The sequence below is a fragment of the Bradyrhizobium sp. USDA 4502 genome (assembly GCF_054063355.1).
Genome location: NZ_JBSSGF010000001.1, coordinates 7,552,428 through 7,578,916 on the forward strand (window position 1 = coordinate 7,552,428; position 26,489 = coordinate 7,578,916).

28 protein-coding genes are annotated in these 26,489 nt (G+C 64.3%); 12 read left to right on the forward strand and 16 right to left on the reverse strand.

The genetic code is table 11. The annotated features are described in order from the left end of the window. Positions 1 to 309: 309 nt before the first annotated feature. The 3 genes from ACVW1B_RS35165 to ACVW1B_RS35175 all read left to right on the forward strand — a co-directional run bounded on the left by ACVW1B_RS35165 (position 310) and on the right by ACVW1B_RS35175 (position 4,842). The gene (locus tag ACVW1B_RS35165) at positions 310 to 1,848 is read left to right on the forward strand and encodes a YifB family Mg chelatase-like AAA ATPase (RefSeq protein ID WP_456822777.1); all 1,539 of its coding nucleotides are present in this window, start codon (positions 310 to 312) and stop codon (positions 1,846 to 1,848) included. Positions 1,849 to 1,967: 119 nt separating this feature from the next. Then, positions 1,968 to 2,489: a protease-associated domain-containing protein gene (locus ACVW1B_RS35170; RefSeq protein ID WP_253605725.1), complete on the forward strand. Its 522-nt coding sequence runs from the start codon at positions 1,968 to 1,970 to the stop codon at positions 2,487 to 2,489. 103 nt (positions 2,490 to 2,592) lie between these two features. After that, entirely contained in the window at positions 2,593 to 4,842 is a 2,250-nt protein-coding gene (locus tag ACVW1B_RS35175) for a PAS domain-containing hybrid sensor histidine kinase/response regulator (RefSeq protein WP_253605724.1), read from the forward strand. A 366-nt stretch (positions 4,843 to 5,208) separates the two neighbouring features. On the opposite strand, the gene coaA is transcribed toward ACVW1B_RS35175, so the two are convergent. The 7 genes from coaA to hisB all read right to left on the reverse strand — a co-directional run bounded on the left by coaA (position 5,209) and on the right by hisB (position 10,043). Next, positions 5,209 to 6,165 carry a type I pantothenate kinase gene (gene coaA, locus ACVW1B_RS35180; RefSeq protein WP_026192056.1) on the reverse strand — a complete coding sequence of 319 codons (957 nt, stop codon included), beginning with the start codon at positions 6,163 to 6,165 and terminating at the stop codon, positions 5,209 to 5,211. A gap of 35 nt (positions 6,166 to 6,200) precedes the next feature. After that, positions 6,201 to 6,524: a phosphoribosyl-ATP diphosphatase gene (locus ACVW1B_RS35185; protein WP_028335793.1), complete on the reverse strand. Its 324-nt coding sequence runs from the start codon at positions 6,522 to 6,524 to the stop codon at positions 6,201 to 6,203. A 150-nt stretch (positions 6,525 to 6,674) separates the two neighbouring features. Continuing rightward, positions 6,675 to 7,451: an imidazole glycerol phosphate synthase subunit HisF gene (hisF, locus tag ACVW1B_RS35190; protein ID WP_038382736.1), complete on the reverse strand. Its 777-nt coding sequence runs from the start codon at positions 7,449 to 7,451 to the stop codon at positions 6,675 to 6,677. A 9-nt stretch (positions 7,452 to 7,460) separates the two neighbouring features. After that, positions 7,461 to 8,189 (reverse strand): 1-(5-phosphoribosyl)-5-[(5-phosphoribosylamino)methylideneamino]imidazole-4-carboxamide isomerase, encoded by a 729-nt coding sequence (hisA, locus tag ACVW1B_RS35195; RefSeq protein WP_028335795.1) that lies wholly within the window; start codon positions 8,187 to 8,189, stop codon positions 7,461 to 7,463. Continuing rightward, complete coding sequence (gene hisH / locus ACVW1B_RS35200; RefSeq protein ID WP_028341984.1) at positions 8,186 to 8,836, reverse strand: imidazole glycerol phosphate synthase subunit HisH; 651 nt, start codon at positions 8,834 to 8,836, stop codon at positions 8,186 to 8,188. Before hisH ends, hisA begins: the two co-directional genes overlap by 4 nt. Next, positions 8,833 to 9,363 (reverse strand): DUF2628 domain-containing protein, encoded by a 531-nt coding sequence (locus ACVW1B_RS35205; protein WP_057020344.1) that lies wholly within the window; start codon positions 9,361 to 9,363, stop codon positions 8,833 to 8,835. The genes hisH and ACVW1B_RS35205 overlap by 4 nt, the downstream gene beginning before the upstream one ends. 86 nt (positions 9,364 to 9,449) lie before the next feature. Then, positions 9,450 to 10,043 carry an imidazoleglycerol-phosphate dehydratase HisB gene (gene hisB / locus ACVW1B_RS35210; RefSeq protein WP_016841476.1) on the reverse strand — a complete coding sequence of 198 codons (594 nt, stop codon included), beginning with the start codon at positions 10,041 to 10,043 and terminating at the stop codon, positions 9,450 to 9,452. 245 nt (positions 10,044 to 10,288) lie between these two features. On the opposite strand from hisB, the gene hslV reads away from it, so the two are divergent. The 5 genes from hslV (at position 10,289) to ACVW1B_RS35235 (ending at position 14,575) form a co-directional block, all read left to right on the forward strand. Then, complete coding sequence (gene hslV, locus ACVW1B_RS35215) at positions 10,289 to 10,846, forward strand: ATP-dependent protease subunit HslV (protein WP_057020343.1); 558 nt, start codon at positions 10,289 to 10,291, stop codon at positions 10,844 to 10,846. Positions 10,847 to 10,848: 2 nt separating this feature from the next. Continuing rightward, positions 10,849 to 11,334 (forward strand): GNAT family N-acetyltransferase, encoded by a 486-nt coding sequence (locus ACVW1B_RS35220; protein ID WP_253605721.1) that lies wholly within the window; start codon positions 10,849 to 10,851, stop codon positions 11,332 to 11,334. After that, positions 11,331 to 11,927, forward strand: a complete 597-nt coding sequence (locus ACVW1B_RS35225; protein WP_253605720.1) for a DUF2585 domain-containing protein — start codon at positions 11,331 to 11,333, stop codon at positions 11,925 to 11,927. The genes ACVW1B_RS35220 and ACVW1B_RS35225 overlap by 4 nt, the downstream gene beginning before the upstream one ends. 61 nt (positions 11,928 to 11,988) lie before the next feature. Further along, positions 11,989 to 13,293 (forward strand): ATP-dependent protease ATPase subunit HslU, encoded by a 1,305-nt coding sequence (gene hslU, locus ACVW1B_RS35230; RefSeq protein ID WP_253605718.1) that lies wholly within the window; start codon positions 11,989 to 11,991, stop codon positions 13,291 to 13,293. 157 nt (positions 13,294 to 13,450) lie between these two features. After that, a complete protein-coding gene (locus ACVW1B_RS35235; RefSeq protein ID WP_456822778.1) occupies positions 13,451 to 14,575 on the forward strand; it encodes a hypothetical protein in 1,125 nt (374 codons plus the stop codon). 2 nt (positions 14,576 to 14,577) lie between these two features. On the opposite strand, the gene ACVW1B_RS35240 is transcribed toward ACVW1B_RS35235, so the two are convergent. The 3 genes from ACVW1B_RS35240 to ACVW1B_RS35250 form a co-directional block, all read right to left on the reverse strand. Beyond that, on the reverse strand, positions 14,578 to 15,171 hold the full coding sequence (locus ACVW1B_RS35240) for a Smr/MutS family protein (RefSeq protein ID WP_168856142.1): 594 nt from the start codon (positions 15,169 to 15,171) through the stop codon (positions 14,578 to 14,580). Continuing rightward, on the reverse strand, positions 15,168 to 16,613 hold the full coding sequence (mltA, locus tag ACVW1B_RS35245) for a murein transglycosylase A (protein WP_456823082.1): 1,446 nt from the start codon (positions 16,611 to 16,613) through the stop codon (positions 15,168 to 15,170). The genes ACVW1B_RS35240 and mltA overlap by 4 nt, the downstream gene beginning before the upstream one ends. A 148-nt stretch (positions 16,614 to 16,761) precedes the next feature. Next, the gene (locus tag ACVW1B_RS35250) at positions 16,762 to 17,466 is read right to left on the reverse strand and encodes a Tim44/TimA family putative adaptor protein (protein ID WP_057020336.1); all 705 of its coding nucleotides are present in this window, start codon (positions 17,464 to 17,466) and stop codon (positions 16,762 to 16,764) included. A 412-nt stretch (positions 17,467 to 17,878) separates the two neighbouring features. Here ACVW1B_RS35250 and secB point away from each other — a divergent pair, with 412 nt between their 5' ends. Beyond that, the gene (gene secB / locus ACVW1B_RS35255) at positions 17,879 to 18,367 is read left to right on the forward strand and encodes a protein-export chaperone SecB (protein ID WP_069279084.1); all 489 of its coding nucleotides are present in this window, start codon (positions 17,879 to 17,881) and stop codon (positions 18,365 to 18,367) included. Between the two features lie 167 nt (positions 18,368 to 18,534). Here the strand turns inward: secB and dnaQ are convergent, their stop codons facing one another. Genes dnaQ through ACVW1B_RS35275 form a run of 4 tightly spaced genes read right to left on the reverse strand, consistent with a single transcriptional unit; the run spans position 18,535 to position 21,386 of the window. Further along, positions 18,535 to 19,260: a DNA polymerase III subunit epsilon gene (gene dnaQ / locus ACVW1B_RS35260; protein ID WP_050383510.1), complete on the reverse strand. Its 726-nt coding sequence runs from the start codon at positions 19,258 to 19,260 to the stop codon at positions 18,535 to 18,537. Positions 19,261 to 19,290: 30 nt separating this feature from the next. After that, positions 19,291 to 19,890 (reverse strand): dephospho-CoA kinase, encoded by a 600-nt coding sequence (coaE, locus tag ACVW1B_RS35265; RefSeq protein WP_057020333.1) that lies wholly within the window; start codon positions 19,888 to 19,890, stop codon positions 19,291 to 19,293. A 40-nt stretch (positions 19,891 to 19,930) separates the two neighbouring features. Continuing rightward, on the reverse strand, positions 19,931 to 20,539 hold the full coding sequence (locus ACVW1B_RS35270; RefSeq protein ID WP_253605715.1) for a Maf family protein: 609 nt from the start codon (positions 20,537 to 20,539) through the stop codon (positions 19,931 to 19,933). Positions 20,540 to 20,549: 10 nt separating this feature from the next. Next, a complete protein-coding gene (locus tag ACVW1B_RS35275) occupies positions 20,550 to 21,386 on the reverse strand; it encodes a pyruvate, water dikinase regulatory protein (protein WP_016841463.1) in 837 nt (278 codons plus the stop codon). Positions 21,387 to 21,859: 473 nt separating this feature from the next. Here ACVW1B_RS35275 and hemJ point away from each other — a divergent pair, with 473 nt between their 5' ends. Beyond that, entirely contained in the window at positions 21,860 to 22,282 is a 423-nt protein-coding gene (hemJ, locus tag ACVW1B_RS35280) for a protoporphyrinogen oxidase HemJ (protein WP_028335809.1), read from the forward strand. A gap of 252 nt (positions 22,283 to 22,534) precedes the next feature. Next, positions 22,535 to 23,800 (forward strand): transcription termination factor Rho, encoded by a 1,266-nt coding sequence (gene rho / locus ACVW1B_RS35285; RefSeq protein ID WP_028341998.1) that lies wholly within the window; start codon positions 22,535 to 22,537, stop codon positions 23,798 to 23,800. Between the two features lie 177 nt (positions 23,801 to 23,977). Here the strand turns inward: rho and ACVW1B_RS35290 are convergent. Both ACVW1B_RS35290 and ACVW1B_RS35295 read right to left on the reverse strand, forming a co-directional pair. Then, positions 23,978 to 24,735, reverse strand: a protein-coding gene (locus tag ACVW1B_RS35290; RefSeq protein WP_256558577.1) for an IS5 family transposase whose coding sequence is annotated in 2 segments (ribosomal slippage) — positions 23,978 to 24,399 and positions 24,399 to 24,735 — 759 coding nt in all. Because the reading frame shifts where the segments join, the coding sequence is not laid out codon by codon here. 52 nt (positions 24,736 to 24,787) lie between these two features. Further along, positions 24,788 to 25,018 carry a hypothetical protein gene (locus ACVW1B_RS35295; protein ID WP_456822779.1) on the reverse strand — a complete coding sequence of 77 codons (231 nt, stop codon included), beginning with the start codon at positions 25,016 to 25,018 and terminating at the stop codon, positions 24,788 to 24,790. Between ACVW1B_RS35295 and mnmE the strand changes: the two genes are divergently transcribed. After that, positions 24,954 to 26,279, forward strand: a complete 1,326-nt coding sequence (gene mnmE, locus ACVW1B_RS35300) for a tRNA uridine-5-carboxymethylaminomethyl(34) synthesis GTPase MnmE (RefSeq protein ID WP_253605711.1) — start codon at positions 24,954 to 24,956, stop codon at positions 26,277 to 26,279. The genes ACVW1B_RS35295 and mnmE overlap by 65 nt on opposite strands. Positions 26,280 to 26,489 lie beyond the last annotated feature (210 nt).

Sequence of the window (26,489 nt, forward strand, 5' to 3'; positions counted from 1 at the left end):
TCAGTGTGCGATCGCTGAAACAGCGGGGAAATCGACGACGCGCTGCGACAATAAGCGCGCGATGCTCATCGAGCTGGAATGATTCTTGAAAATGATTCCTGCAGTTGTCGACGATGCGAGCTGTGTTCGATCGCGCGAGGCGCGCGTCATCGCGCGCGACGCCCGACGCCTCCGCACCGGCCGGAAGCGGATGCGCCGCGCGGTGAATTGGTACCGGGCGACCAGCCCTCGGTGTCGCGAACGTTCCTGTAATGTTCTTGCACTTGTCGCCCGGTTCCGCTACCTTCGATTGCGGAAGATAGGGGCAGCATGGTTCAGCGCGTTTCCACCGTCGCATTCGAGGGGATCGAGGCCCGCGCGGTCGACGTGCAGGTCCAGGTTGCGCCGGGATTGCCTGCATTCGCGATCGTCGGCCTGCCCGACAAGGCGGTGTCGGAAGCCCGCGAACGCGTGCGTTCGGCGCTGATCGCCTCCGGCCTCGCGCTTCCCGCCCGCCGCATCACCGTCAACCTCGCACCCGCCGACCTGCCCAAGGAGGGCAGCCATTACGACCTGCCGATCGCGCTCGGCCTGATGGCGGCGATCGGCGCGATCCCGCCGGATGCGCTGAACGGCTTCACCGTGCTCGGCGAGCTCGGGCTCGACGGCTCGCTCGCGCCGGTGGCGGGCGTGCTGCCCGCGGCAATCGGCGCCAATTCGCGCGACGAGGGATTGATCTGCCCGGCCGCCTGCGGTTCGGAAGCCGCCTGGGCCAGTCCGGACATCCAGATCATCGCGGCACACTCGCTGATCCAGATCGCCAACCACTTCAAGGGCACGCAGGTGCTGTCACGCCCGCAGCCGAAGGTGCATGAGCGCGAGGAAGCGCTTCTGGACCTGCGCGACATCAAGGGCCAGGAGAGCGCGAAACGCGCGCTCGAGATCGCCGCCGCCGGCGGGCATCATCTGCTGATGATCGGCTCGCCCGGCGCCGGCAAATCGATGCTGGCGGCGCGACTGCCCTCGATCCTGCCGCCGCTGTCGCCGTCCGAGCTGCTCGAAGTCTCGATGATCGCCTCGGTTGCCGGCGAGATCCGCGACGGCGCCTTGACCGCGCGACGCCCGTTCCGCAGCCCGCATCATTCCGCCAGCATGGCCGCGCTGACCGGCGGCGGCATGCGCGCCAAGCCGGGCGAGATCTCGCTGGCGCATCAGGGCGTGCTGTTCCTCGACGAATTGCCGGAGTTCGATCCGCGCGTGCTGGATTCGCTGCGCCAGCCGCTGGAGAACGGCGAGGTTTCGGTGAGCCGGGCCAACCACCGCGTCACCTATCCGGCGCGCTTCATGCTGGTCGCGGCCATGAACCCGTGCCGTTGCGGCCACGCCTATGAGCCCGGCTATTCCTGCAAGCGCGGCCGGCTCGACCGCTGCACCGCCGACTACCAGATGCGGATCTCCGGTCCGCTGATGGATCGCATCGACCTGCGGATCGAGGTGCCCGCCGTCACCGCGGCGGATCTGATCCTGCCGCCGCCGGCGGAGGGCTCGGCCGAGGTTGCCGCCCGCGTCGCGGCCGCGCGCGACATCCAGCTCGCGCGCTACGCGGCGGCCGGCATGCCGCACGTCCGCACCAATGCGGAAGCGCCGAGCTCGCTGCTCGAGACCATCGCGCAGCCCGACGCGCATGGGCAGAAGCTGCTGCGCGAGGCGGCCGACAACATGCACCTCACCGCGCGCGGCTATCACCGCGTGCTGCGGGTGGCGCGCACGCTTGCCGATCTCAACGGCGCCGAGACGATCGGCCGGCTGCATCTCGCCGAAGCGCTGTCCTATCGTGCATTGGCCGACGATTTGCGTCGCGCCGCGTGATCTCCGCCGCTTTCCGCCCGGTGCCCGCCGCGTCAACGTGACAGTAACCACTCTCATTTACGCTCCGCAAACCATAAGCACCGCGATCGGCGGCAAGCTTGGGTCGAGCGAGTTGTGTCATGTTGCGTTTGAAGATTCTGACCTCGGTGGTCCCCCTTGCCGTGGCCGCGGTCCTTGCCCGCGCCGAATTCCTGCCGGGCCCGCGGCCCTGCATCGAGGTGGGCGGCGCCACGATGCAGATCGCATCGATCCCCTGGCTGGCGCAGCTTCACGTCAACTTCACTGACGACCCCAGCCAGGCCACCGTCCGGGTCCAGATCGCCGACAGCGCCGACGCCGCCGACTTCACCGTGATCGACGACATCGACGACGCCGAGGCCGGCGCCTGCGAGAGCAGCGCGACGGCGCAGCTGATCGGGATTTCCGGCGATGCCTCGGCAACCGGCCCCGTCATCTATCTGACGCGTGATGCTGGCCCGTCCGACTATCGTGTCTTCGTGCAGTCGAAGACGTTCTCAGCGCGGGATGCCGCGGCCCTGATCGTCAGCGCCCGCGGTGGACACCGCCGCCTTGAAGCCGCAACGCCCGAACCTGACAAGCGCGTCCCGAACCGGGTCATGGCGGAATTAACCTCCCGCTAACCTTGTTCTGAGGGCAGCGCGAAATGGCCACCAATTTCAAGCACTTTGCAAGCTGGCCGACGCATCGTCAGCGCCAGATCAAGCTGTCTTAGGGTCATCATTGATGGGGCGTTTCTTCCGGATCAAGTTGCGCCTTCGCCGCTTCCTCCGGCGCCATTCCTGGCTCGCGACGATCGTGCGCTCGTTCACGATCTTCTCTGTCGCGTTCGGCAGCGCCTTCGGGTTCATTTCGGGCGCGCTCTCGCAACAGAGCGGCTACGATCCCAATGCATTCGCGATCGGGGTCAGCTTCCTGTTCGCGATCGCCTGCCTTTGGATCGTGACGCTCGGCATCCGCCTGCGGCTGATGCGCAAGCGGCTGCGTACCATCGCCATGCACAATGAAGCGATGGCCGACCGCAACTGGGAACTGCAGGAGGCCGAGCAGCGCGCCTCCACCCTGTTCGAGGCGCAAGACGATCTGATCGTGCTGCGCGACCTCGACGGCCTCATCACCTATGCCAACGATGCCTATTGCGAGCTGGCGCAGAGGCCCCGCAGCGAATTGATCGGCAGCACCGCAACGCTGAAGGTGCTCGAGCAGGGCGACACCGCGCTCGAATCCAACGGCACGCGGGTCTACGACCAGAAGATCGAGGGCCCGCTCGGGCCGCGCTGGATCGCCTGGCGTGAAGGCCTCGTGCGCAACGATGCCGGCGCGCCGGCGGAGATGCAGAGCGTCGGCCGCGACGTCACCGACCGCACCGAGAGCGAGCGCGCGCTCGCCGAAGCGCGCGATCAGGCCGACGCCGCCAACCGCGCCAAGTCGCGCTTCCTTGCGATGGCGAGCCACGAGATCCGCACCCCGCTGAACGGCATCATTGGCATGAGCGGATTGCTGATGGATACGCAGCTGACGTTGGAGCAGATGACCTACGTCAAGGCGGTCAAGACATCGGGCGACGCGCTGCTCGCGCTGATCGAGGAGCTGCTCGACTATTCCAAGATCGAGGCCGGCAAGATCGATCTCGAACACCGCACGTTCGCGCTGTCCGGCCTGATCGAGGACATCACCGAGCTGCTGGCGCCGCGTGCGCAGACCAAGGGCATCGAGATCGCCGCCTATGTCGACGAACGGCTGCCGATGCAGGTGACCGGCGACGCCGCGCGGCTGCGTCAGGTGCTGCTCAATCTCGCCGGCAACGCCATCAAGTTCACCGCGACCGGTGGCGTGGCGCTGATCGTCGAGCCCAGCATCTGGCCGAACGAGATCAGCTTCCTGGTTCGCGACACCGGCATCGGCATCGCGCCGGAAGCGCAGCAGCGTATTTTCCGGGAGTTCGAGCAGGCCGACGACCGGATCGCGCGCAGCTATGGCGGCACCGGCCTCGGCCTCTCGATCAGCGACCGCATCGTCAAGCGGATGGGCGGCCGCATCACGCTCGCAAGCACGCCGGGCGCAGGCTCGACCTTCGAGGTGTCGATCCCGCTCGTCGCCGCCGATGCCGGCGAGGCCAACGGCTTCGCCGCGCCCGACTTGACGGCACAGTCGATCATGCTGGTGGCGCCACACAGCATCGAGGTCTCGCTGATCTCGCGGCGGTTGCAGCGCTGGGGCGCACAGACCTGCATCGTGTCGGATGCCGGTGTCGCCGAGGCGCTGCTGCCGGAGCGGAGCTGGCATGCGGTGCTGATCGACCACACGCTCGGCACGCCGGCGATGGAGGCGTTTGCCGACGCCGCCCGCCTCCATGCAACCCATCGCATCGTAATGTTCACGCCGGCGACGCGGCAGGACCTTTCGGCTTCCGAGTCAGCCATGTTCACCGGTTACCTGGTGAAGCCATTGCGCGCGTCGTCGCTCGCCGCGCGCCTGACCGCATCGCCGGAAGTCGCTGCGCCGAGCCTTGCGATCGAGGCGGCCGCCGAGTCCGCGCCCGCTGCGCTTGCATCCGCGCTGCCGGACAAGGGGTTCTCGATCCTGGTCGCCGAGGACAATGAGATCAACGCGCTGTTGATGCGCTCGCTGCTCACCCGGCTCGGCCACAACGTGGTCATCACCACCAATGGTGAGCAGGCGATGGAGTCCTGGCTGTCGGCGACCTCAGCCGGCACGCCCTATGATCTCGTGCTGATGGACATCCAGATGCCGCGCCTCAACGGCATCGAGACCACCAAGCAGATCCGCACCCATGAAGCGGCGCAATCCGTCCGCCGGACCCCGATCCTGGCACTGACGGCAAATACGCTGGTGGAGGACCGCTATGCCTGCTTCGAAGCCGGTATGGACGGCTTTCTGATCAAGCCGCTCGACCGCGAGAAGCTGGAAGAAGCGCTCGCGGGCCTCGCCGCCGCGCGGCACATCGCGGCGTAGCAGCCAAAACCTCGGTGTCGTCCCTGCGCAAGCACTAGCGTATATACATATCCTCCGCAGTCTTTCCGGAGTCTTCTCAAAGAGTTGGCCGAAAACCGCAGAGAACTTACTCATCTGCACTAGGGTTGCGCCCGCCGATTTCGGCTCTCGCCTAGTAGCTAACCCCTTGATGATGAGTCGGTTTTCTAGCCTCGAAGAGATGTGTAAATGCCCTAGTGCGCAAGCAGGGACCCATAACCACCGAAGCCAGTTTTGCGCCCGCTGGGGCTACAGCGCTGCAAATCACAAGTACCTGTGGTTATGGGTCCCCCGCGTTCGCGGGGACGACAGCCGTGATGTGGCTCGTTCGCAGAGATGCGGTGATGCTTACAGCCGGCGCAGCGCGACCGACTGCACCACGTGGTCGGCGCCCTTCTTCAGGATCAGCGTCGCGCGCGGGCGGGTCGGCAGGATGTTGTCCTCGAGATTGGCGAGGTTGGTGCGCTCCCAGATCGCGATCGCGGTCGCCGTTGCTTCCTCGTCCGACAGCGGCGCGTAGCGATGGAAGTAGGACCTCGGATCGGTGAACGCGGTGTCGCGCAGCGCCAGGAAGCGCTTGATGTACCACTCCCGCAGCACGGCCTCGTCGGCGTCGATATAGACCGAGAAGTCGAAGAAGTCGGAGACGAACGGCACCGCCTTGCCGTCGCGCGGCAGCCGCCCGGTCTGCAGCACGTTGACGCCCTCGACGATCAGGATGTCCGGCTGGTCGATCTCGACCCATTTGTTCGGCACGATGTCGTAGGTCAGATGCGAATAGACCGGCGCGCGCACGCGGCGCCGCCCCGCCTTGATGTCGCTGAGGAACGACAGCAGCGTCGGCAGGTCGTAGCTTTCCGGGAAGCCCTTCTTCTGCATGATGCCCTGCCGCTCGAGCACGGCATTCGGAAACAGGAAACCGTCGGTCGTGATCAGGTCGACCTTCGGCCGCGGCGACCAGCGCGCCAGCAGCGCCTGCAGCACGCGGGCGGTGGTCGACTTGCCGACCGCGACGGATCCGGCGACGCCGACGATGTAGGGCATCTTGCGGTCGCGGATGTTGAGGAACTGGCGCTGCGAGTAATACAGCCGCTGCGTCGCATCGACATAGATCGAGAGCAGCCGCGACAGCGGAAGGTAGATGTCCTCGACCTCCTGCAAATCGAGGCGATCGTGCATCGAACGCAGGCGATCGAACTCGCCCGGCTCAAGCGTCATCGGCGTGTCGTCACGCAGATGCGACCATTGCTGGCGCGTGAAGATGCGGTAGGGGTTGTATTGTTGATCTGGTGCCCGGATGTCCATGAGGCCGCCCCTCTCGATGCGCTCGATCATTTGCGCTAGTCGCGCTTGCGCGACGCCTTCTCTTCCAGTCCCGACATCGAGGTGCGCTTCTCCAGCGCGGCCTCGACGTCCTCCAGCCTCACGCCGCGTGATTTCAACAGAACCAGCAGGTGAAACACGAGATCGGCACTTTCCGCGATGAGGTGATCGCGGTCATTCTCGACCGCGGCGATCACGGTCTCGACCGCTTCCTCGCCCAATTTCTTGGCGCAGTGCTCCGCGCCCTTGTCGAGCAGCTTGCGGGTGTAGGACGCCTCACCGCCCGTTGCAGCGCGGGCGTCGATGGTGGCGGCCAGATCGTGGACCGTGAAACGCGACATCAACTCAACTCAAGCATGCACGGCGGCACCGCACGGGTGCCACCCCTTAGGTGGGGACTTAGCATTTTTGTGACAAGGAGTCCCAGCTCTCCCTGTTTGAGCGTGGACTTCACGGAAAACCGGTTTCCACTTTTCCTGACCACGCTCACGCTAGGGATCGAGCCGCATCGGCAGGCCGGCGCGCACCATGTGATCCTTGGCCTGGCGGATGGTGAATTCCCCGAAGTGGAAGATCGACGCTGCCAGCACGCCGGTGGCGTGACCCTCGCGGACGCCATCGACCAGGTGGTCGAGATTGCCGACACCACCGGACGCGATGACCGGTACGGGGACACTGTCCGCGATCGCCCGGGTCAGCGGCAGGTCAAAGCCCTGCCTGGTGCCGTCCCGGTCCATCGAGGTCAGCAGGATTTCGCCGGCGCCGAGCGAGACGACCTCCTGGGCGTATTCGATGGCATCGATCCCCGTGGCATTCCGTCCACCATGGGTGAAGATCTCCCAGCGGTCCGAGCCGCCGGCGCGCTTGACCCGCTTGGCGTCGATCGCGACCACGATGCATTGCTCGCCGTATTTCTCGGCCGCTTCCTTAACGAATTCGCGCCGGCTGACGGCCGCCGAATTGATCGAGACCTTGTCGGCGCCGGACCGCAGCAGGGTCTTGATGTCGTCGACGGTGCGGACGCCGCCGCCCACGGTCAGCGGCATGAAGCAGGCTTCCGCGGTCCGCCGCACCACGTCGAGCATGATGCCGCGGTTTTCATGGGTGGCGGTGATGTCGAGGAAGGTGAGCTCGTCGGCGCCGGCGGCGTCATAGGCGATCGCGGCCTCGACCGGATCACCGGCGTCGCGCAGATCGACGAAGTTGACGCCCTTGACCACGCGGCCGTCCTTGACGTCGAGGCACGGGATCACGCGAACCTTGAACATGATCTCCTCCTACGCGCCGCGGATCAGCTGAAGGGCAGCGGCCGGATCGAGCCGTCCGTCATAGAGCGCACGGCCGACGATCGCACCGGCCAGCTTCTTCGCACGCGGCTCCAGCAGCGCCTTGACGTCGTCGATCGAGGCAAAGCCGCCGGAGGCGATCACTGGAATCGAGATGCGGTCGGCAAGCGCGATGGTGGCGTCGAGGTTGAGGCCCTTGAGCAGGCCGTCGCGGGCGATGTCGGTGAAGATGATCGCGGCGACGCCGGCATCCTCGAAGCGCTGCGCGATCTCGAGCGCGGTCACATGCGAGGTCTCGGCCCAGCCTTCGACCGCGACCTTGCCGTCGCGCGCATCGAGGCCCACGGCGACACGGCCGGGGAATGTCTTCGCCGCGCCCTTCACCAGCTCGGGATCGCGCACCGCGGCGGTGCCGATGATGACGCGCGTGATGCCCTTGTCGAGCCAGGCCTCGATGGTCTTGAGGTCGCGGATGCCGCCGCCGAGCTGCACCGGCATGGTGACGGCCTTCAGCATCGCCTCCACCGCATGCGCATTCATCGGCTTGCCGGCGAAGGCGCCGTCGAGATCGACGACGTGGAGATATTCGAAGCCCTGCGCGGCGAAGCTCGCCGCCTGCGCCGCCGGATCGAGATTGAACACGGTGGCGCGCGCCATGTCGCCCTGCTCCAGGCGCACGCACTGGCCGTTCTTCAGATCAATCGCTGGAAAGAGAATCACGGCTTCCACTTCAAGAAATTGGCGATCAAAGCGAGGCCGAAGCGCTGGCTCTTCTCGGGGTGAAACTGGGTGCCGATCGCGGTGTCCTTGCCGACGATCGCGGTCACCGGCCCGCCATAGTCGGCGCGCGCGAGCACGTCCGCCTCATTGGCGGCGTTGAGGTGATAGGAGTGCACGAAATAGGCGTGACGTCCCTTCGGCCCGAGCGGCAGCCGCTCCAGCACCGGATGCTCGCGCACCATGTCGAGCGTATTCCAGCCCATATGCGGGACCTTCAGGCTCTCGTCGCGCGGCTCGATCTTCTCGACATCGCCGCCGATCCAGTTGAAGCCCTCGGTGATCACGTGCTCCTTGCCGCGCGTCGCCATCAGCTGCATGCCGACGCAAATGCCGAAGAACGGCCGGGCCTTGACCCGCACCGCCTCGGTCAGCGCCTCCAGCATGCCGTCGACCGCGTCGACGCCGCGGCGGCAATCGGCGAAGGCGCCGACACCGGGCAGCACGATGCGATCGGCGCGATACACCGCATCGGGGTCGCGCGTCACCTTGATGGCTTGCGGATCCTCCATGCTGCGCGCGGCGCGCTCAAAGGCCTTGGCCGCCGAATGCAGATTGCCGGAGCCGTAATCGATGATTGCAACGGTCATCGCGATCCTCCTGGCTCTGGAAACAATCCGATGATGCCGCCCTGCGGCATCGGCGGGGCTTTTGAAAACGACTGACCCGGAACGTCGCGGGTCGGGGGCGGCGCGCCGCGATCGACCGACCGCTGGTCGTTGACGGCGCCGCGATGCCGCGCGGTCCAGCGCGCGAAGAAACGGCGCTCGGCGGCCTCCACGTCGTCACCCACGACGATGTCGATCTGGCGCCACCTGCGCCGCGACAGCGTCCAGCGCTGCAGGGTCGCGGCCTCGAGGCCGAGCAACACCATCAGCACCAGGTCGACGAAGAAGATCGCGCTGCGGCCGACGCCAAGCTTGGCCAGCGCGTAATCGATCACGAAAGTAAGAACGAACCAGCCGATCAGCGCCAGCCAGAGCCGATGCCAGGCCAGCCAGATCACGCCCGCAACCGCGGCCCAGAAATGGAAGCCGTCGCGCACGAAGACGAACTTGTCGGTCGCCGCGAGATCGGCGCCATTGGCCACGGGGGCATGCACTGTATAGACCGGCATCGAACGCTCCGCCGAGGATGGACTCTTATTTAGAGCATGATCTTTCGGAAAACCGGCATCCACTCTTCCGGATCATGCTCCAGAGATCAGCCGCCGAGCTGACCCTTGGTCGAGGGCACTTCGCCCTGGGCACGCGGATCGATCGCAATTGCCGTCCGCAGCGCCCTCGCCAGACCCTTGAAACAGGATTCGGCGATATGATGGCTGTTCTCGCCATATAGGGTCTCGACGTGCAGAGTCACGCCGGCGTTCATCGCGAAGGCGTTGAACCACTCGCGCACCAGCTCGGTGTCGAACTCGCCGATCTTGTCGCGCGGGAATTCGGCCTTGAACACCAGCACCGGGCGGCCGGAAATGTCGATCACGACGCGCGACAGCGTCTCGTCCATCGGCATGTGGATCGAGGCGTAGCGGGTGATGCCGGCCATGTTGCCGAGCGCCTGCTTCACGGCCTGTCCGAGCGCGATCCCGACGTCTTCGGTGGTGTGGTGGTAATCGACATGGAGATCGCCATCCGCCTTCACCGTGATGTCGATGCGCGAATGCCGGGCCAGGAGGTCGAGCATATGGTCGAAGAAGCCGATCCCGGTCGAAACCGTGGATACGCCTGCTCCGTCGAGGTTGACCGTCACCTCGATGTCGGTCTCCTTGGTCTTGCGCTTGATGGTTGCGGTGCGCATGAAAATTAAGCTTTCCCGTGCCGAAAACGCCGGTCTTTTAACAGGCTGATGTCACCTTCGCTACTGCGGGATGACCTCGAAACGCCCCAACTTCCGGCCATGGTGACCGGAATTCGTTGTCGATCTGGTTCTGCCGCGCTTTCCTCACGCGAACCGGTGCCCACTTCGCCTGAAAACACGCCGATTTCGTCCCGATTGTAACCCCCTGCCCGACCGCCTAAATCTGCCCGGAAGAGAGGTAACCTATGCAAGCATCCCCAAATGAGCTGCCGGTCTGGCATGGCACCACGATCTGCACGGTCCGCAAGGGCGGCAAGGTGGTGATTGGCGGCGACGGGCAGGTCTCGATCGGCCAGACCGTGATCAAGGCCAATGCCAAGAAGGTCCGCCGGATCGGCAAGGGCGACGTGATCGGCGGCTTTGCCGGCGCCACCGCCGACGCCTTCACCCTGTTCGAGCGACTGGAAAGCAAACTGGAGCAATATCCGGGGCAGCTGACCCGGGCGGCCGTCGAGCTCGCCAAGGACTGGCGGACCGACCGCTACCTGCGCCGGCTGGAGGCCATGATGATCGTGGCCGACAAGGACGTTTCCCTGGTGCTGACCGGCACCGGCGACGTTTTGGAGCCCGAATCCGGGGTCATGGCGATCGGTTCCGGCGGTAATTACGCCCTCGCCGCGGCCCGCGCGCTGGTCGATACCGACAAGGACGCCGAGACCATTGTCCGCCGCGCGCTGGATATCGCCGCCGATATCTGCGTCTACACCAACCGGAACGTGACGATCGAGACGATCGGCGGCTGAGCATGGCCCGCCCCTATCATTTCCGCCCGATGACGCCGGCCGACCTGTCGCTGATCAAGCGGTGGCTGGCGTTGCCGCATGTGCGGGAATGGTGGGGCGATCCGGCCGAGCAATACGCGCTGGTCAGCGGCGACCTCGACGAGCCGGCCATGGACCAGTTCATCGTCGCGGCCGATGGCGGCGACCTCGGCTATATCCAGTGCTACGACCTGACGGCCTGGAATTCCGGCTTCGGGGCCCAGCCGAAGGGCACGCGCGGGATCGACCTCTTCATCGGCGAGCCCGACATGATGGCAGGTGGCCACGGCTCGGCGCTGATCCGCGCCTTTGTCGACGACCGGCTGGCGCAGGGCGCGCCACGCATCGTCACCGATCCCGATCCGGCCAATGCGCGCGCGATCCGCGCCTATGAGAAGGCGGGTTTTCAGAAGGTGGGTATGGTCGATACGCCGGACGGGCCGGCGCTGCTGATGGCGCGCGACGCATGACGATCGCGCACAAGCCTATCACCGGCATTTCAGCGTGGCATTGGCTGGCGATCGCGGCAGCGTTGCTCGTGCTGCAGGCGGCGCTGCTTTATGCGATGGGCCGTCTGCCGATCTGCGCCTGCGGCTACGTCAAGCTCTGGCATGGCTCGGTTCAGAGCTCGGAGAACTCGCAGCACATCGCCGATTGGTACACGCTGTCGCACGTGCTGCATGGCCTGCTGTTCTACGGTCTGACCTTCCTCCTGCTGCCGCGCCTCGCCTGGCCCGGGCGGCTGATTGTCGCGATGCTGATCGAAGGCAGCTGGGAGCTCGTCGAAAATTCCAACTGGATCATCGAGCGCTACCGCGCCGGCACGATCTCGCTCGATTATTACGGCGACACCATCGTCAATTCGGTGTCGGACACGCTTGCGATGGTTGTCGGCTTCCTGCTGGCGCGCAGGCTGCCGATCGCGGCGACCGTCGCGCTCGGCGTGTTGTTCGAAACCGTGCTGCTGCTTCACATTCGCGACAATCTGACACTGAACATCATCATGCTGATCCACCCGTTCGAGGCGATCAGGCAGTGGCAGGCCGGGCCGCCGATTCTTTAGGGGACCATGCCTTGGAGGACTGCCGCTTGCCGAGACCGCGATTCCAACCTAGCTAGAGCCAATGACTCACTTCTCTCCCCGTGAAATCGTTTCTGAACTCGACCGCTTCATCGTCGGCCAGACCGACGCCAAGCGCGCCGTCTCGATCGCGCTGCGCAACCGCTGGCGGCGGCTGCAGCTCGCCGGTTCCCTGCGCGAGGAGGTTCTGCCCAAGAACATCCTGATGATCGGGCCGACCGGCGTCGGCAAGACCGAGATCGCGCGGCGGCTGGCCAAGCTCGCTGGCGCGCCATTCCTCAAGGTCGAGGCCACCAAGTTCACCGAGGTAGGGTATGTCGGCCGCGACGTCGAGCAGATCGTCCGCGACCTCGTCGAGGTCGCGATCGCGCAGACCCGCGAGCGCAAGCGCAAGGACGTTCAGGCCCGCGCCCAGCTTGCCGCCGAGGAACGCGTGCTGGACGCGCTGGTCGGCCCGGGATCGAGCCCGGCGACGCGCGAGTCGTTCCGCAAGAAGCTGCGCGCCGGCGAGCTCAACGACAAGGAGATCGAGATCGAGACGCAGTCGGGCGGCAGCGGCATGCCAATGTTTGAAATCCCCGGCATGCCGGGCGCCCAGATGGGCGCGATCTCGCTCGGCGACATCTTCGGCAAGATGGGCGGACGCAGCAAGACCCGCCGCCTGACGGTGGAGGGCTCGCACGAAATCCTCGTCAACGAGGAATCCGACAAGCTGCTCGACACCGATCAGCTGGTGCAGGAGGCGATCAACGCGGTCGAGAACAACGGCATCGTGTTCCTCGACGAGATCGACAAGATCTGCGTGCGCGAGAACCGCGCCGGCGGCGACGTCTCCCGCGAGGGCGTGCAGCGCGACCTGCTGCCGCTGATCGAAGGCACCACGGTCTCGACCAAGCACGGCGCCGTCAAGACCGACCACATCCTGTTCATCGCCTCGGGTGCGTTCCATATCGCCAAGCCGTCGGACCTTTTGCCGGAGCTGCAGGGCCGCCTGCCGATCCGCGTCGAGCTGCAAGCGCTGAGCCGCGACGACATGCGCCGGATCCTGACCGAGCCGGAGGCGTCGCTGATCAAGCAATATGTCGCGCTGATGAAGACTGAGGGCGTCACGCTCGACATCACCGACAACGCCATCGACGCGCTGGCCGATGTCGCCGTGGCGGTGAATTCCACGGTCGAGAACATCGGCGCAAGGCGGCTGCAGACCGTGATGGAGCGGGTGCTGGACGAGATCTCCTTCACCGCGCCCGATCGCCACGGCGAGACCATCCAGGTCGACGCCGACTACGTCACCAAGCATGTCGGCGACCTCGCCAAGAACGCCGACCTGAGCCGATTTATTTTGTAGGCGGCCACCATAGTCGTCCCGGCGAAAGCCGGGACCCATAACCCCGACAGTCCGCGGTGACAAAGACTCGGGCCGACATTCCTTCTAGAACTACCTTCGGTGGTTATGGGTCCCGGGTCGCGCTTCGCTTGCCCGGGACGACGAGAGTGGGCGATCGATGAATCTGCGGGTGTGGCAAAACCCCTGGCGCCTGATGCTGGCCGTCAATGCGGCCGTGCTGGTCGGCGTGTTCCTGCACAAGATCGCGCTGCCGCCCTTCGTTCCCTACATCCATCTGCTGGTCGACTATCACTACGGCTTCACCAAGCGCGCGCTGGTCGGGGCGATCGTGTCGCTGTTCACCGACAAGGTGCCCGTATGGCTGGTGTTCGCGCTGGCCGGCGCGATCTGGCTGGTGACGCTCGGGCTGTTCATCAAACTGTTCCGCCGCACATTCGGCTTCAACGACGCGCATTGGCCGTTGTTCGTCTTCATCGCGGGCTCGCCGTTCTTCCTGAAGAACTTCATGCACACGCTCGGCCATTTCGACATCTACGGCTGTGCGCTGACGATCGTGCTGCTGCTGATCCCGGCGCGATCAATGGTGTATGTGCTGATTGCCGCGCTGTTCTCGATCCTGCTGATCCTGGTCCATCACATCTTCGTCTTGATGTATGTGCCGACCATCACGGCGATCGTGGTGCTGCGCTTTTATCTGGTGCAGGGCGTGACGCCGCGGAACGCCGTCTTCGGCATCGCAGCGCTCGCCGCGGTCGGCATCCTGTTCCTGGTCGCGCAATTCGCTGGCACGGTCGACGTGCCCTATGACGAATTCATCCGTCATCTGCAGAGCCGGATGGCCGATCCGTCACGCACCGACCTGCTTCAGTTCGGCTACATCTGGTACCAGCCGCTGTCGAAGGAGTTCGCCGACACCTGGGCGCGCATGCCCTCGAACATCCTGGGCGTTCCGGTGTTTGCGCTGCTGATCTGGCTGCACACGCCGCTGTGGCGCTATTTCGCGCGACTGATTGGCGCGCTCGCGAGTGAACTGCATCGCCGGATCGTGCTCGGAGCGCTCGTTGTGATCAGCGCCGGCTATTTCGTGATGTTCGTGACCGTGTTCGACTATTCGCGCTGGATCTCGAACTGGGCGGTCTGCATCTTCCTGATGCTGCATGCCACCAGGATGCTGCCGGCGTCGAAGGACGTGCCGTCGATCCCGTCGGACGACCGCAAGACGACGATATCAGGCTGGATCGTAACGCTGATCCCGCGCGTCGGGATCGTCCGCCCGTTTTAGCTTTAGGCTCGCGCGCGCCGGACACGCACGTAAAGCGCGCCCTCGCCGCCATGGCCGATATGCGCTTCCTCGAAGCCGACGACCAGCGAGCGGAATTCCGGCAAGCTGAGCCATTCCGGAACCTGGCGGCGCAGCACGCCGCGTTCGGAATCGAGACCACCGACCTTGCCCTTGCCGGTGATGACGAGCACGAAAGTGAGCCCGTCGCTGTGCGCGCGCTGCAGGAAGGTGAACAGCACGCGATGCGCGCGCAGCTGGGTCATGCCGTGCAGATCGAGCCGCGCATCGATCTCCTGCCGGCCGCGCGAGAGCTTTGCACGTTCGCGACGGCCGATCGGCGCCAGCGGCGGCGCGTGCGGGCGTTGCGCCGGCGCAGCCTTGACCGCTGTCGCCGGCTTGACCGGGATGGGTTTGGCAATCGCGTGATGGGTGGCCGGGTCAGAGGCGGCGGCGGGGGCCTTCGCGGCGACCGGCCGCTTGCGCAGTGGCTTGACCTGCTTTGCCACGCTCTCCCAGAGCGCGCGCTCCTCTTCGCTCAGCGCGCGCTTGCGCCGCGACGGAGCGGACAGATCGGGGATCGGCGCGGGTCGTTTCATTGATCGCGGTAATGGCGATAGCGCCGGAAGCGCCGCTTCTCCGGTTGCGGAATATCGGGCCGGGCGACCGGCAACGGCACCGGTTCTGCCACAGGCGCGGCCTGCGCGACAGGGGTCGTTGCTGCCGGCGCTGCGGGCGCGACATCCTTCGCGGCAGGGTTCCTGGCGGCGCTATTGCCTAAGTCTTTCGCCGCGCTTTTGGCGATGCCGGCGGTCGGCACATCCGCAGCCTTCGCCGCCGGCTTGTCCTTCGGCGGCTCGGTCTGCGGAAACAGCTTTGCGATCTTGGCCGAGGGCCGCTCATCCGGAACCGGCAGCTTGTGGCCGCGCGCGACGGGGTCGAGACCGCTCGGCACCAGCATGACGAACTGCATGTTGTGCCGCAGCCGGCCCGAGACCTTTCCGGCTTCCGCGCCGGCGCCGAAATAAAGATCGGCGCGCGCCGGGCCGACGATCGCCGACCCGGTGTCCTGCGCGATCATCAGCCGGTGGAACGGCGTCTTCGACTGTTCGGATTCGATCGGCAGCTCGCCGGCGATGAAGAACGGCGTGCCGTAGACATGCAGCGCCTTGTCGACCGCGATCGAGCGGCCCGGCGTCAGCGGCACGCCCTGCGCGCCGACGGCCTCGTCCTTGTCGGACAGCGGGACCTCGCGGAAGAAGACGTAGGAACGGTTCTGCCGCCGCAGGTCCTTGGCGCCGTCAGGATTCTGCTCCATCCACTCCCTGATCTTCTGCATCGACATCTGATCCTTCGGGATGATGCCGCGGTCGATCAGGACGCGTCCGACCGGTGTATAGGGATAACCATTATGCGCGTCGTAATTGATGCGCAGCGTGGTGCCGTCCTCGAGCTTGATCCGCGCCGAGCCCTGGATCTGCGCGAACAGGAGATCGGTCTGGCTCTTCAGCCAGCAGATCTCGAGCCCGCGGCCGGCGATCGCGCCGTCCTCGATCTGGCCGCGGTCGTAATAGGGCACGAGCTTGCGGCGGCCGATCTTGCGATACACCGCGCCGCCATTGGGCAGGCCGACCGAATTCTGCGTCTTGCCGCGCACGAACAGGTTGGACGGACGGCGATAGACCGGCACGTTGTAGACGTCGGTCTGGGTCCGCGATCCATCGAGCACCGGCTCGTAGTAACCGGTGACGAAGCCGGCGTCCTCGCCGAGCCGCGAGATGCGCAACGGCACGAAATTCTGCTCGAAGAAGTCCTTCGCCTTGACGCCGTCGCTCAGCGTGAGCCCCTTGGCGATCCGGCAGGGGTCGCGCAGCGAGCTTCCAAGCGCTTTCGAATCGGCAGGCGCGCCCTGCTGGGCCGCGATCGGCTTGCAGCTGGTACGAAACGCCTGGTAGGCCGCGAGATGATCGTCGGCGCTCCAGCCGGCGACGTTGGACCAGGCGAACGGCTCATACTGGCTGCCGCTGACCTGCAGCGGCATTTCCAGATTGGGATAGGGGATCGGGTGGCTATGCTCGTGTCGCGGCGGAGGGTGCCGGCTTGATCTGTAGCGCGCGGCGATCGCTGCGGTGGAGCACAGCACCGCGAGCGCGCAGCACGCGACCGCGAGCCGCCCGTAGCTGAGATGCTTAGTGAGCGCTTCCAGTGCCAACCAGCTTCCAATTCGGATCGCGGGAAGTCGAGTCGCGGGCGAATGTCCAGATATCGGTGATGTCGGCGACCTTGTCCGGGCTGCCGTCGACGATGGTGCCGGCCTTATCGCGCGTGACCGAGATCATCTGCGACACGAAGCGGACGGTGAGCTGGGTCGAGCGGTCACGCGTCTCCGCGCTGACGATCTCAGCCTTGTCGATCGAGACGAACCGCGTCTCGGTCTTCTGCTCGTGCTTCTCGCGATCCTTGATCGCGGCCTCGAAGCTTTCATAGACCTCGGTCGACAGCAGATCGCGCAGCGCGCGGCGATCGCCATTGGCGAACGCCAGCACGATCATTTCATAGGCCGAGCGGGCACCTGAGAGGAAATGCCGCGGATCGAACGAGGAATCCTGGACGGCCACCGCGTCGAGACCCTGCGCCAGCGCCGTGCCGGGCTCGGCGATGCCCTTCCAGCGTTCCGTGGGCTCGACCGGCTCGGCGGGCGCCGCCGAGGCCGGCTGGTCGATTACCGATCCCGGGATCGGAACGACGTTGTTGTCCTGACCGCGCTGCACGACGTTGGGCGCGGCGCGATCATAAGGCGGCCGCTCGCTTCCCGTGCGCTGTCCGAGAACGCTGCGCAGGCGCAGGAAGATAAACACGGCCAGCGCCAGGAAGATGATGGTGTAAATATCCACGTCGAATTCGCTTTCTGGTCTCTGCCGGCAACGGGCCGGCCGTCAAAGCGTTCCCGGTCGGGAACAGCAGAGATTACATCACCGATAGAGTCCGCAGATGTAGGCACGAAACTATGCCCGGCCAATGGCGCTTTTTGGCACGGGCAAGTCTAGCGCGTTTTGACCCCTGGGGGAAACCCGTTCCTTTCAGGAAATCGCGCATCTTCAATAATTTAGGAAGCTGTTAAGAGATTGGGCAGGCTTGCGCGCGCTGCCCTTTGCCGGGAGAATTCGCCGCCGGCCCGCCCTTTCGTCGTCCTTGTGGACCGAGCCGGGCCTATGATAGCCACTCGCCCGGCATCGGCATTCTCAACACCTTAACGCGTGCCGTCGGACATTCTGTCCATCGAGCGCTGCTCCAGGAGACATTTTCATGACCAATGGCAACGGCGCCCCCGTCGAACAACCCGCTCCCCAGCTCAACGTACTGGCGCAGTACACCAAGGACCTGTCGTTCGAGAACCCGAATGCGCCAGCCTCGCTTGGCCAGCAGCAACAGCAGCCGGCGATCAACATCCAGATCAACGTCTCCGCCAACAACCTGTCGGAGAACGAGTACGAGGTGATCCTCTCGATCGAGGGCAAGGCCGAGACCGCAGGCAAGGTGATGTTCAGCTTCGACCTCGCCTATGCCGGCGTCTTCCGGATCGTGAATGTGCCGAAGGAGAACCTGCACCCGCTGGTCATGATCGAGTGCCCGCGGCTGCTGTTCCCGTTCGCACGCGAGATCGTCGCGACCGCGGTCCGCGACGGCGGCTTCCCGCCCTTGTTGCTCGACCCCGTCGATTTCCTCGGTCTCTACCGCCAGAACATGGAGCGGCAGGCGGCCGCCCAGGCCGCTCCCGGCGTCAAGCCGAGCTGAGTTCTAAACTCGAAAAAATGTAACACGCGCGGAAGTGTGATCCGTCATCCTGAGGAGCCCGCGCTTGCGGGCGTCTCGAAGGATCGACGGCCACAGTCCGGGCCGTCGATCCTTCGAGACGCGCGTTCCGCGCTCCTCAGGATGACGGGGATATAGAGCAATCTTGATTAGGCCGCCGGTGCTGCAGCAGGCGCTGGCGGCGGCAGGTAATCGTTCCAGATCGGCTTGTCGCCGAGCGTGGCAATGAAGGCCCTGTGGGCCTCCCGATCGGCGTCGCTGACCCGCGCGAGTAGCGGGGTCTCGCGCTGCCGCCGCGGCGTGTCACCACTATGGCCGCCCGCGCGCGCATCCGACGTTTCCGATGCCAGGATCAGCTGCGACTGCCGCGCGCCGATCAGGTCGATATAGACCTCGGCCAACAGCTCGGCGTCGAGCAAGGCGCCGTGCTTGGTGCGGCGGGAATTGTCGATCTGATAACGCGAGCAGAGATCGTCGAGCCGGTTCGACACGCCGGGATGCTTGCGCCGTGCCAGCAGCAGCGTATCGACCAGCTGGTCCTTCGGGATCGCCTTCCGCTTGATGCGGTCGAGCTCGGCGTTGATGAAGCTGATGTCGAACGACGCGTTGTGGATCACCAGCGGCGTATCGCCGATGAAGGCCAGGAACTCGTCGACCACTTCAGTGAACAGCGGCTTGGAAGCAAGGAACTCGGTCGACAGCCCGTGCACGGCGAACGCTTCCGCCGGCATGTCGCGCTCGGGATTGATGTAGACGTGGTAGGTCTGTCCCGTCGGCATGCGGTTGAAAATCTCGACGCAGCCGATCTCCACCAGCCGGTCGCCGCGCAGCGGATCGAGGCCAGTGGTTTCGGTATCGAGAACGATTTCGCGCATGACGTGATGGAATCCGAAAAGGCGGGCGAATCAGGCGCGCCGCTTCGGCATCTTAACAACCTCGGCCAGAATGTCGCGGATACGCGCCCGCACCGGATCGAGGCCGTGCGAGGTATCCACTATGAAATCCGCGCGTTTGCGCTTCTCGGCGTCCGGCATCTGCTTGGCGATGATGGCGTCGAGCTTGGCGGCATCCATCGTGCCGCGGGCCAGCACCCGCTCGCGTTGCAGTTCCGGCGACGTGGTGACGACAACGACGGCATCGACACGCTTCTCGCCGCCGGTCTCGAACAATAGCGGCACGTCGACAACGACGATCGGGTTACCTGCGGCTTCCGCATCGGCGAAGAATTTCTGGCGCGACGCGCCGAGCATCGGATGCACGATCTGCTCGAGCTGCTTCATCGCAGCAGGATCGTGCACCACGCGCGCCGACAGTTTCGCGCGATCGACCTTGCCGCCGGCAGTGGTGCCGGGAAAGGCGGCCTCGATCGCCGGCGCAGCTTCGCCTTCGTAGAGCTGATGCACGGCCGCATCGGCGTCATAGACCGGCACGCCGGCCTCCATGAACAGTTTGGCCGTGGTGGATTTCCCCATCCCGATCGAGCCGGTCAGTCCAACAATCAGCATCGCATCAACATCGGTTCAGCATCTCTCCCGTCGCCACGCCTCACACCGCGAGCAGCTTCTCGCCGCGCAGGAACGCCAGCAGCGACAATAGCGGCAGGCCGAGGATGGTGAAATGGTCACCTTCGATCCGCTCGAACAGATGCACGCCGAGGCCCTCGAGCTGGTAGGCGCCGACGCTGGTCGTCACCGCCTCCCCGGCATGGTCGAGATAGCTCTCGATCTCGCCGGCAGCGAGCCGTCGCATCGTCATGCGGGCCACGCTCACATCGCCGAACAGGACCTTTCCATCGCGTGCGACCGAGACGGCGGAATGCAGCTCATGGGTCCGTCCGGCGAGCAGAGCGAGTTGCTCGGCAGCCTGCGTGCGGCCGGCGGGCTTGCTGAACATGCGCTGCCCCAGCGCCAGCGTCTGGTCGGCGCCGACGACATATTGACCGGGCCTCTGCCTGGACACGAACAGCGCCTTCTCGCGCGCCAGGAGCGATGCGATCTCGCCCGGGGCCGAAAGGCCGGAATTCTTCTGCACCGCGCGTTCGTCGATGTCGGCCGGCAGCGCCTCGAAATCGAGGCCGGCATTTTCAAGCAGCATCTTTCGCGTCCGGCTCTGCGACGCGAGGATCAGCTTCTGTGGGCCGCGCCAGATGCTCATGACGTGGGAATCATTCCGACGGCCGCGCGCGCTGGCGGTCGTTGAAGAGTTTCATCACCGCGGCCGCGGTCTCCTCGATCGAACGCCGTGTGACGTCGAGCAGCGCCCAGTTGAATTTCGCGCTGAGGCGCCGGGCAAAGGCAACCTCGTCGGCTACCGACTGCTTGTCGATGTAGGTGTCATTGTCGCGGTCGCCCATGGTGAGCAGGCGGTTCTGCCGGACCTGGATCAGGCGCTCGGGCGTCGCATGCAGGCTGACCACCAGCGGCTTCTTCAAGGTCTCGAGCTGGTGCGGCAGCGGGATGCCCGGCACCAGCGGCACATTCGCCGTTCGGATGCCGCGGTTGGCGAGATAGATCGAGGTCGGTGTCTTCGAGGTGCGGGATACCCCGACCAGCACGACATCGGCCTCCTCGAGGCCTTCGACATGCTGACCATCGTCATGCATCATCGTGTAGTTCAGCGCATCGATGCGGCGGAAATATTCCGCGTTCAGCACGTGCTGCGCGCCGACGCGCCCGGTCGTCGCGGCACCCAGATACGCCTCGAACAACTGCATCACAGGCCCGATGATCGACAGGCTCGGAACGTTGATCTCCTTGCACTTGCCCTCGAGCCGGCCGACCAGATCCTTTTCCAGCAGCGTGAACAGGACGATGCCGGGCGATTCCTCGATCTCGTCGAGCACGCGATCGAGCTGCTTCTGGCTGCGCACCAGGGGATAGACATGCTCGACCGCGGTCACATTGGCGTATTGCGCGGCGACCGCGCGCGCCACGGTGATCAGCGTCTCGCCGGTCGAGTCCGACACCAGATGCAGGTGGAAATAATTGGAAGTCGTCGGCACCAGAGCCCCTGTCTATCCTGTGAATCCCTGTGGAGGTCGAGGAGAAGAATCCGGGTCCATGGCCAGGCCCCTGTATATCTCGCCCCATTCTTCACAGCACGTCGCAAAAGGATAAGTCGACGTCATGGCGGGGATGATAGTGAAGCAGTGTGGATTTGTCTCTTCATAAGCTGGCCACAGAGGCGCGCAACCAATTGAGTCCTGCGACAGATTCCGGATATCCGCCGCCGCCGACCGGAATGTTGAGGGATGTGAACAAGCGCGCAGCAACCGCTGGACCGGATTGCATGAGTCAAATTCACTGCCATTAAGACTCAAACCTTAGATTCTAAAATTAATTAGGTTTAGGAGAGCCGTGTGTGCGGATATGTATCCGTCCCTCGCCGGCGAAGCCTTGCGCGCAGCGCTGAGCCCTCCCGAACTGTTCCCCGAAAGGCATCACTGCGATGTTCGACTGGATCAACGCCCTGCCGATCTATGCCTGGGTCAAGGCCCTGCACATCGTCGCCGTGATCTCGTGGATGGCCGGCATGCTCTATCTGCCGCGGCTGTTCGTCTATCATTGCGAGGCCGAGGTCGGCTCCAGGCAGTCCGAGACCTTCAAGGTCATGGAGCGGCGGCTTTTGAAGGGGATCATCAACCCCGCGATGATCGTGACCTGGCTGGCCGGACTTTTCCTGGTCTGGGCCGGACACTGGTACCTATCCGGCTGGTTTCACGTCAAATTTGCGCTGGTGCTCGCCATGTCGGGTATCCACGGCTTTTTGTCCCGTTGCGTGAAGGATTTCGCCGCCGACCGGAATCAGCGAACCCAGAAATTCTATCGTATTATCAACGAGGTGCCGACGGTCCTGATGATCCTGATCGTGATCATGGTGGTGGTGAAGCCGTTCTAGACATCACGATGGTCAAGACGCATGCTTCAGTCCTTCTTGCGAAGGACGAATCGATTTTCTATATAGGATTTATCCCACCCCACGCAGGCGGATGTGGTCGCGTTCCGGTTCTTTTCGGACCGGCGCCGCATCAGGTTTGAAAGCCCAAACGGCACTTTCCTGGCTGAGACCTGCGGACCTTCCTTTGGCGTCCGCTTTTTCCAGAGCCACCTCGCACCCCTTCCCTACCTACTTCCTCACAGGACGACCCCAATGCGGGAAATCAAACTCCAGGACCTCAAATCGAAAACGCCGGCCGAGCTCGTCTCGTTCGCGGAAGAGAATGGGGTCGAGAATGCCAGCACCATGCGCAAGCAGGAGCTGATGTTCGCAATTCTCAAAAACCTCGCCGCCGCCGAGACCGACATTGTCGGCGAGGGCGTCGTGGAGGTGCTGTCCGACGGATTCGGCTTCCTTCGTTCGCCTGACGCGAACTACCTGCCCGGCCCCGACGACATCTACGTTTCGCCCTCGCAAATCCGCCGCTTCGGCCTGCGCACCGGCGACACCATCGAAGGCCATATCCGCAGCCCGAAGGAAGGCGAACGCTACTTCGCGCTGCTGAAGGTCAATACGCTCAATTTCGAGGATCCCGAGAAGGCCAAGCACAAAGTCAATTTCGACAACCTCACGCCGCTGTTTCCCAATCAGCGTTTCCGCATGGAGCTTGAGGATTCCACCAAGAAGGACCTTTCCGCCCGCGTCATTGATATCGTCGCGCCGATCGGCAAGGGCCAGCGCGCGCTGATCGTGGCGCCGCCGCGCACCGGCAAAACGGTGCTGATGCAGAACATCGCGCACTCCATCACCGCCAATCATCCCGACTGCTATCTGATTGTGCTGCTGATCGACGAGCGTCCGGAAGAAGTTACGGACATGCAGCGCTCGGTGAAGGGCGAGGTGGTGTCGTCGACCTTCGACGAGCCTGCGGTGCGTCACGTCCAGGTCGCCGAGATGGTGATCGAGAAGGCCAAGCGCCTCGTCGAGCACGGCCGCGACGTCGTGATCCTGCTCGATTCGATCACGCGCCTCGGCCGCGCCTACAACACCGTCGTGCCGTCATCCGGCAAGGTGCTGACCGGCGGTGTCGACGCCAACGCGCTGCAGCGTCCGAAGCGCTTCTTCGGTGCCGCGCGCAACATCGAGGAGGGCGGTTCGCTGACCATCATCGCGACCGCGCTGGTCGATACCGGCAGCCGCATGGACGAAGTCATTTTCGAAGAGTTCAAGGGCACCGGTAACTCCGAACTGATCCTCGACCGCAAGGTTTCGGACAAGCGGACCTTCCCGGCGATCGATATTGCCCGTTCCGGCACCCGCAAGGAGGAGCTGATCACTGATCCGCAGGTGCTGAAGAAGATGTACGTCCTGCGCCGCATCCTCAATCCGATGGGCACCATGGACGCCATCGACTTCCTGCTCGACAAGCTCCGCAATACGAAGAGCAACTCGGAATTCTTCGATTCCATGAACACCTGAGGCCACGGCCGAAAAGAACAGGGCGCTCCGCACAAACGGGGCGCCTTTTTCATGCTGCGGATTTGCTGCGGCTAAGTGCAGCATAAAAGGAGCCGTTCTCCGCACTGGGTTTCCAGTTAACTATCTGATATTATTTATATTTCTATCATAGCTTGGTGATCTAGGACGAATCCACATTCAGCGGAGCCAAATGCAGATTGCGGCGAGGTGGACGAATGCGAGGAAGTAGTCTGCTCGTCGGTCATATCGCGTGGCAAAGCGGCGGAAGTGTTTGAGCTTGTTGAAGCAACGCTCGATGCGGTTGCGTAGCTTGTAGATCGTCTCGTCATGCGGGATGGGGATCTTACGAGAGCGGGTTGAGGGGATTACCGCTTCGGCGTTCATGTCCGCGATGGTCGTGCGTAGATCATTGTTGTCGTAGGCCTTATCGGCCAACACGGCCTCGGCCTTGAAGCCTTCGAGCAGGGCTTTTGCGGTGAGGTTGTCGTGTCGTTGTCCGGCGGTGAGCATGAAGCGCAGCGGCCGACCGAGGCTGTCGCAGAGCATGTGGATCTTGGTGGTCAAACCACCTCGGGAACGCCCCAGTTCCTGAGTTTTGGCCCCCCTTTTCCGCTCGCAGCCTGCTGGTGGACACGAACCAGAGTGGTGTCGAGCATCAGGTATTTGTTGTCGCGATCCTTGATCAGCTCGGCAAACACCTTCTCCCAAACGCCAGCCTTGGCCCAGCGGGTGAAACGCGCGTGTACGCTCTTCCACTTGCCGTAGCGCTCCGGCAGGTGCTGCCAGTAGGCGCCGGACCGCAGAACCCACAAAACCCCGTTCACGAACAGGCGATTGTCGACACCGCTGCGGCCGGGATCGCCCACCTTGCCTGGCAGCAGAGGCGCAATCCGAGCCCATTGCGCATCACTTAGCTCATAGCGCTTCACACCCATCAGCACGCTCCGAATCAAAACGTCCGGAACGCATTGATTCAGCATCATTCAGCTATGGGAATCCTGAATGTGGATTGGTCCTAGCTGACGACACCGCAGCAAAATTGCTGCGCGGCTGCTGCAGTGAAATCAGATCATGCTGCATCGCAGTATTTTGCGGTATGGAGTGCGAAATCGAAGCGGCATTGCCTTTGCCGATTTGCTGGAAGAAATAGGCGATGCATCCACGCGACCAGACTATTTTCGCGTTATCCTCGGGGCGGCCGCCGAGTGCGATCGCCATTGTCAGGCTGTCTGGCCCAATGGCCGAGTCGGTCATTGCAGGACTGGCGGGCAAGACGCCGGTGCCGCGGCTGGCGACCCGCGCGCTGCTCCGCGATTCGAACCATCAACCGATCGATGACGGGGTCGTGCTGTGGTTTCCAGGCCCGGCCAGTGCCACCGGCGAAGACGTCGCCGAATTTCATGTCCATGGCGGACGGGCCGTCTTGGCGGCGATGTTCGATGCGATCGCGGCATTCGACAATGTGCGGCCGGCCGAGCCGGGCGAGTTCACCCGGCGGGCCTTCGAGAACGGCAAGCTCGACCTGACCGAGGCCGAGGGCCTGGACGATCTGATCCACGCCGACACTGACCGTCAAAGGCGCCAAGCATTGCGCCAGTTGAGGGGGTTGCTTGGCGACCGCGCGCGCGACTGGCGCGAGCGGATCATCGCGGCGTCGGCGCTGATCGAGGCCGGCATCGATTTCTCAGATGAAGGCGATGTGCCGGCCGAGCTGATCGCACCGGCGCTCGAGAAGATCCGCGCGCTACATGAGGAGATCAGGCAAGTCCTTGCGGGGCAGGGGCAAGGCGAGCGGCTGCGCGACGGCCTGGTGGTCGCGATCGCCGGTCCGCCGAATGTCGGCAAATCGACCCTGATCAATCAGCTCGCCAAGCGCGAGGTCGCGATCGTCTCGCCGCATGCCGGCACGACCCGCGATGTGATCGAGGTGCAGCTCGACCTCGACGGCTATCCGGTGACGGTCATCGACACCGCCGGCATTCGCGAGACCGACGACCCGGTGGAGCAGGAGGGCGTCCGCCGCGCCCGCGCCCGCGCCGTGGAGGCGGACCTCGTGCTGTGGCTGGCCGACAGCGGCGATGCAAGGGCGGGACATGGCGGAACGACGCCGACCTGGCTGGTGCGGAACAAGATCGACCTCGTCAGGACCATGACGGGCGAGGGTGGCAGTTACCCCGAATTCAGGATCTCGGCTGCTCGTGGCGATGGGTTGTCAGAGCTGATCGCCGCGCTGATCGGGTTCGCTCAGGACTATTTTGGAACCAGCGAAGGCGGCTTGATCAGTCGGACGCGGCAGCGCGGATTGTTGCAGGAGACCGTCGAATCCCTTCAGCGCAGCATGGACGTGGTCGGGCAGGGCGAGGAACTGGCGGCGGAGGAACTCCGGCGGGCCGCTTACTCACTCGGTCGTCTGCTCGGCCGGGTGGATGTTGAAGACATCCTGGACGTCATCTTCCGCGAATTCTGCGTCGGGAAGTAGCGGGTGCCCCATCTGTTTCACGTGAAACATGGTTTCGATCTGGTTAAGGAACCCTCATCCTGTTTCACGTGAAACAATTGCCGATCATACAGCCGCACTGTTTCACGTGAAACGGTCCCATCCGTCATTGCGGGCGAAGCGAAGCAGTCCATATTTGCCTCGGGCTTCGGTCTCAGAGCGGCGATCCCAACTTCGTTCTTCCGGCTTTCA

What these genes read in the sequence shown, in the direction of transcription:
- secB (WP_069279084.1), top strand. Translation starts at nt 17,879, where the DNA reads ATGACCAATGGCAACGGCGCCCCCGTCGAACAACCCGCTCCCCAGCTC.
- ACVW1B_RS35240 (WP_168856142.1), bottom strand. Translation starts at nt 15,171, where the DNA reads ATGAAACGACCCGCGCCGATCCCCGATCTGTCCGCTCCGTCGCGGCGC.
- ACVW1B_RS35225 (WP_253605720.1), top strand. Translation starts at nt 11,331, where the DNA reads ATGACGATCGCGCACAAGCCTATCACCGGCATTTCAGCGTGGCATTGG.
- hslV (WP_057020343.1), top strand. Translation starts at nt 10,289, where the DNA reads ATGCAAGCATCCCCAAATGAGCTGCCGGTCTGGCATGGCACCACGATC.
- ACVW1B_RS35175 (WP_253605724.1), top strand. Translation starts at nt 2,593, where the DNA reads ATGGGGCGTTTCTTCCGGATCAAGTTGCGCCTTCGCCGCTTCCTCCGG.
- hisF (WP_038382736.1), bottom strand. Translation starts at nt 7,451, where the DNA reads ATGTTCAAGGTTCGCGTGATCCCGTGCCTCGACGTCAAGGACGGCCGC.
- coaA (WP_026192056.1), bottom strand. Translation starts at nt 6,165, where the DNA reads ATGGACATCCGGGCACCAGATCAACAATACAACCCCTACCGCATCTTC.
- ACVW1B_RS35165 (WP_456822777.1), top strand. Translation starts at nt 310, where the DNA reads ATGGTTCAGCGCGTTTCCACCGTCGCATTCGAGGGGATCGAGGCCCGC.
- coaE (WP_057020333.1), bottom strand. Translation starts at nt 19,890, where the DNA reads ATGCTGATTGTTGGACTGACCGGCTCGATCGGGATGGGGAAATCCACC.
- ACVW1B_RS35235 (WP_456822778.1), top strand. Translation starts at nt 13,451, where the DNA reads ATGAATCTGCGGGTGTGGCAAAACCCCTGGCGCCTGATGCTGGCCGTC.
- ACVW1B_RS35295 (WP_456822779.1), bottom strand. Translation starts at nt 25,018, where the DNA reads ATGGCGATCGCACTCGGCGGCCGCCCCGAGGATAACGCGAAAATAGTC.
- hslU (WP_253605718.1), top strand. Translation starts at nt 11,989, where the DNA reads ATGACTCACTTCTCTCCCCGTGAAATCGTTTCTGAACTCGACCGCTTC.
- mltA (WP_456823082.1), bottom strand. Translation starts at nt 16,613, where the DNA reads ATGCCGCTGCAGGTCAGCGGCAGCCAGTATGAGCCGTTCGCCTGGTCC.
- hisH (WP_028341984.1), bottom strand. Translation starts at nt 8,836, where the DNA reads ATGACCGTTGCAATCATCGATTACGGCTCCGGCAATCTGCATTCGGCG.
- ACVW1B_RS35185 (WP_028335793.1), bottom strand. Translation starts at nt 6,524, where the DNA reads ATGTCGCGTTTCACGGTCCACGATCTGGCCGCCACCATCGACGCCCGC.
- dnaQ (WP_050383510.1), bottom strand. Translation starts at nt 19,260, where the DNA reads ATGCGCGAAATCGTTCTCGATACCGAAACCACTGGCCTCGATCCGCTG.
- mnmE (WP_253605711.1), top strand. Translation starts at nt 24,954, where the DNA reads ATGCATCCACGCGACCAGACTATTTTCGCGTTATCCTCGGGGCGGCCG.
- ACVW1B_RS35205 (WP_057020344.1), bottom strand. Translation starts at nt 9,363, where the DNA reads ATGCCGGTCTATACAGTGCATGCCCCCGTGGCCAATGGCGCCGATCTC.
- ACVW1B_RS35170 (WP_253605725.1), top strand. Translation starts at nt 1,968, where the DNA reads ATGTTGCGTTTGAAGATTCTGACCTCGGTGGTCCCCCTTGCCGTGGCC.
- rho (WP_028341998.1), top strand. Translation starts at nt 22,535, where the DNA reads ATGCGGGAAATCAAACTCCAGGACCTCAAATCGAAAACGCCGGCCGAG.
- ACVW1B_RS35220 (WP_253605721.1), top strand. Translation starts at nt 10,849, where the DNA reads ATGGCCCGCCCCTATCATTTCCGCCCGATGACGCCGGCCGACCTGTCG.
- ACVW1B_RS35270 (WP_253605715.1), bottom strand. Translation starts at nt 20,539, where the DNA reads ATGAGCATCTGGCGCGGCCCACAGAAGCTGATCCTCGCGTCGCAGAGC.
- hisB (WP_016841476.1), bottom strand. Translation starts at nt 10,043, where the DNA reads ATGCGCACCGCAACCATCAAGCGCAAGACCAAGGAGACCGACATCGAG.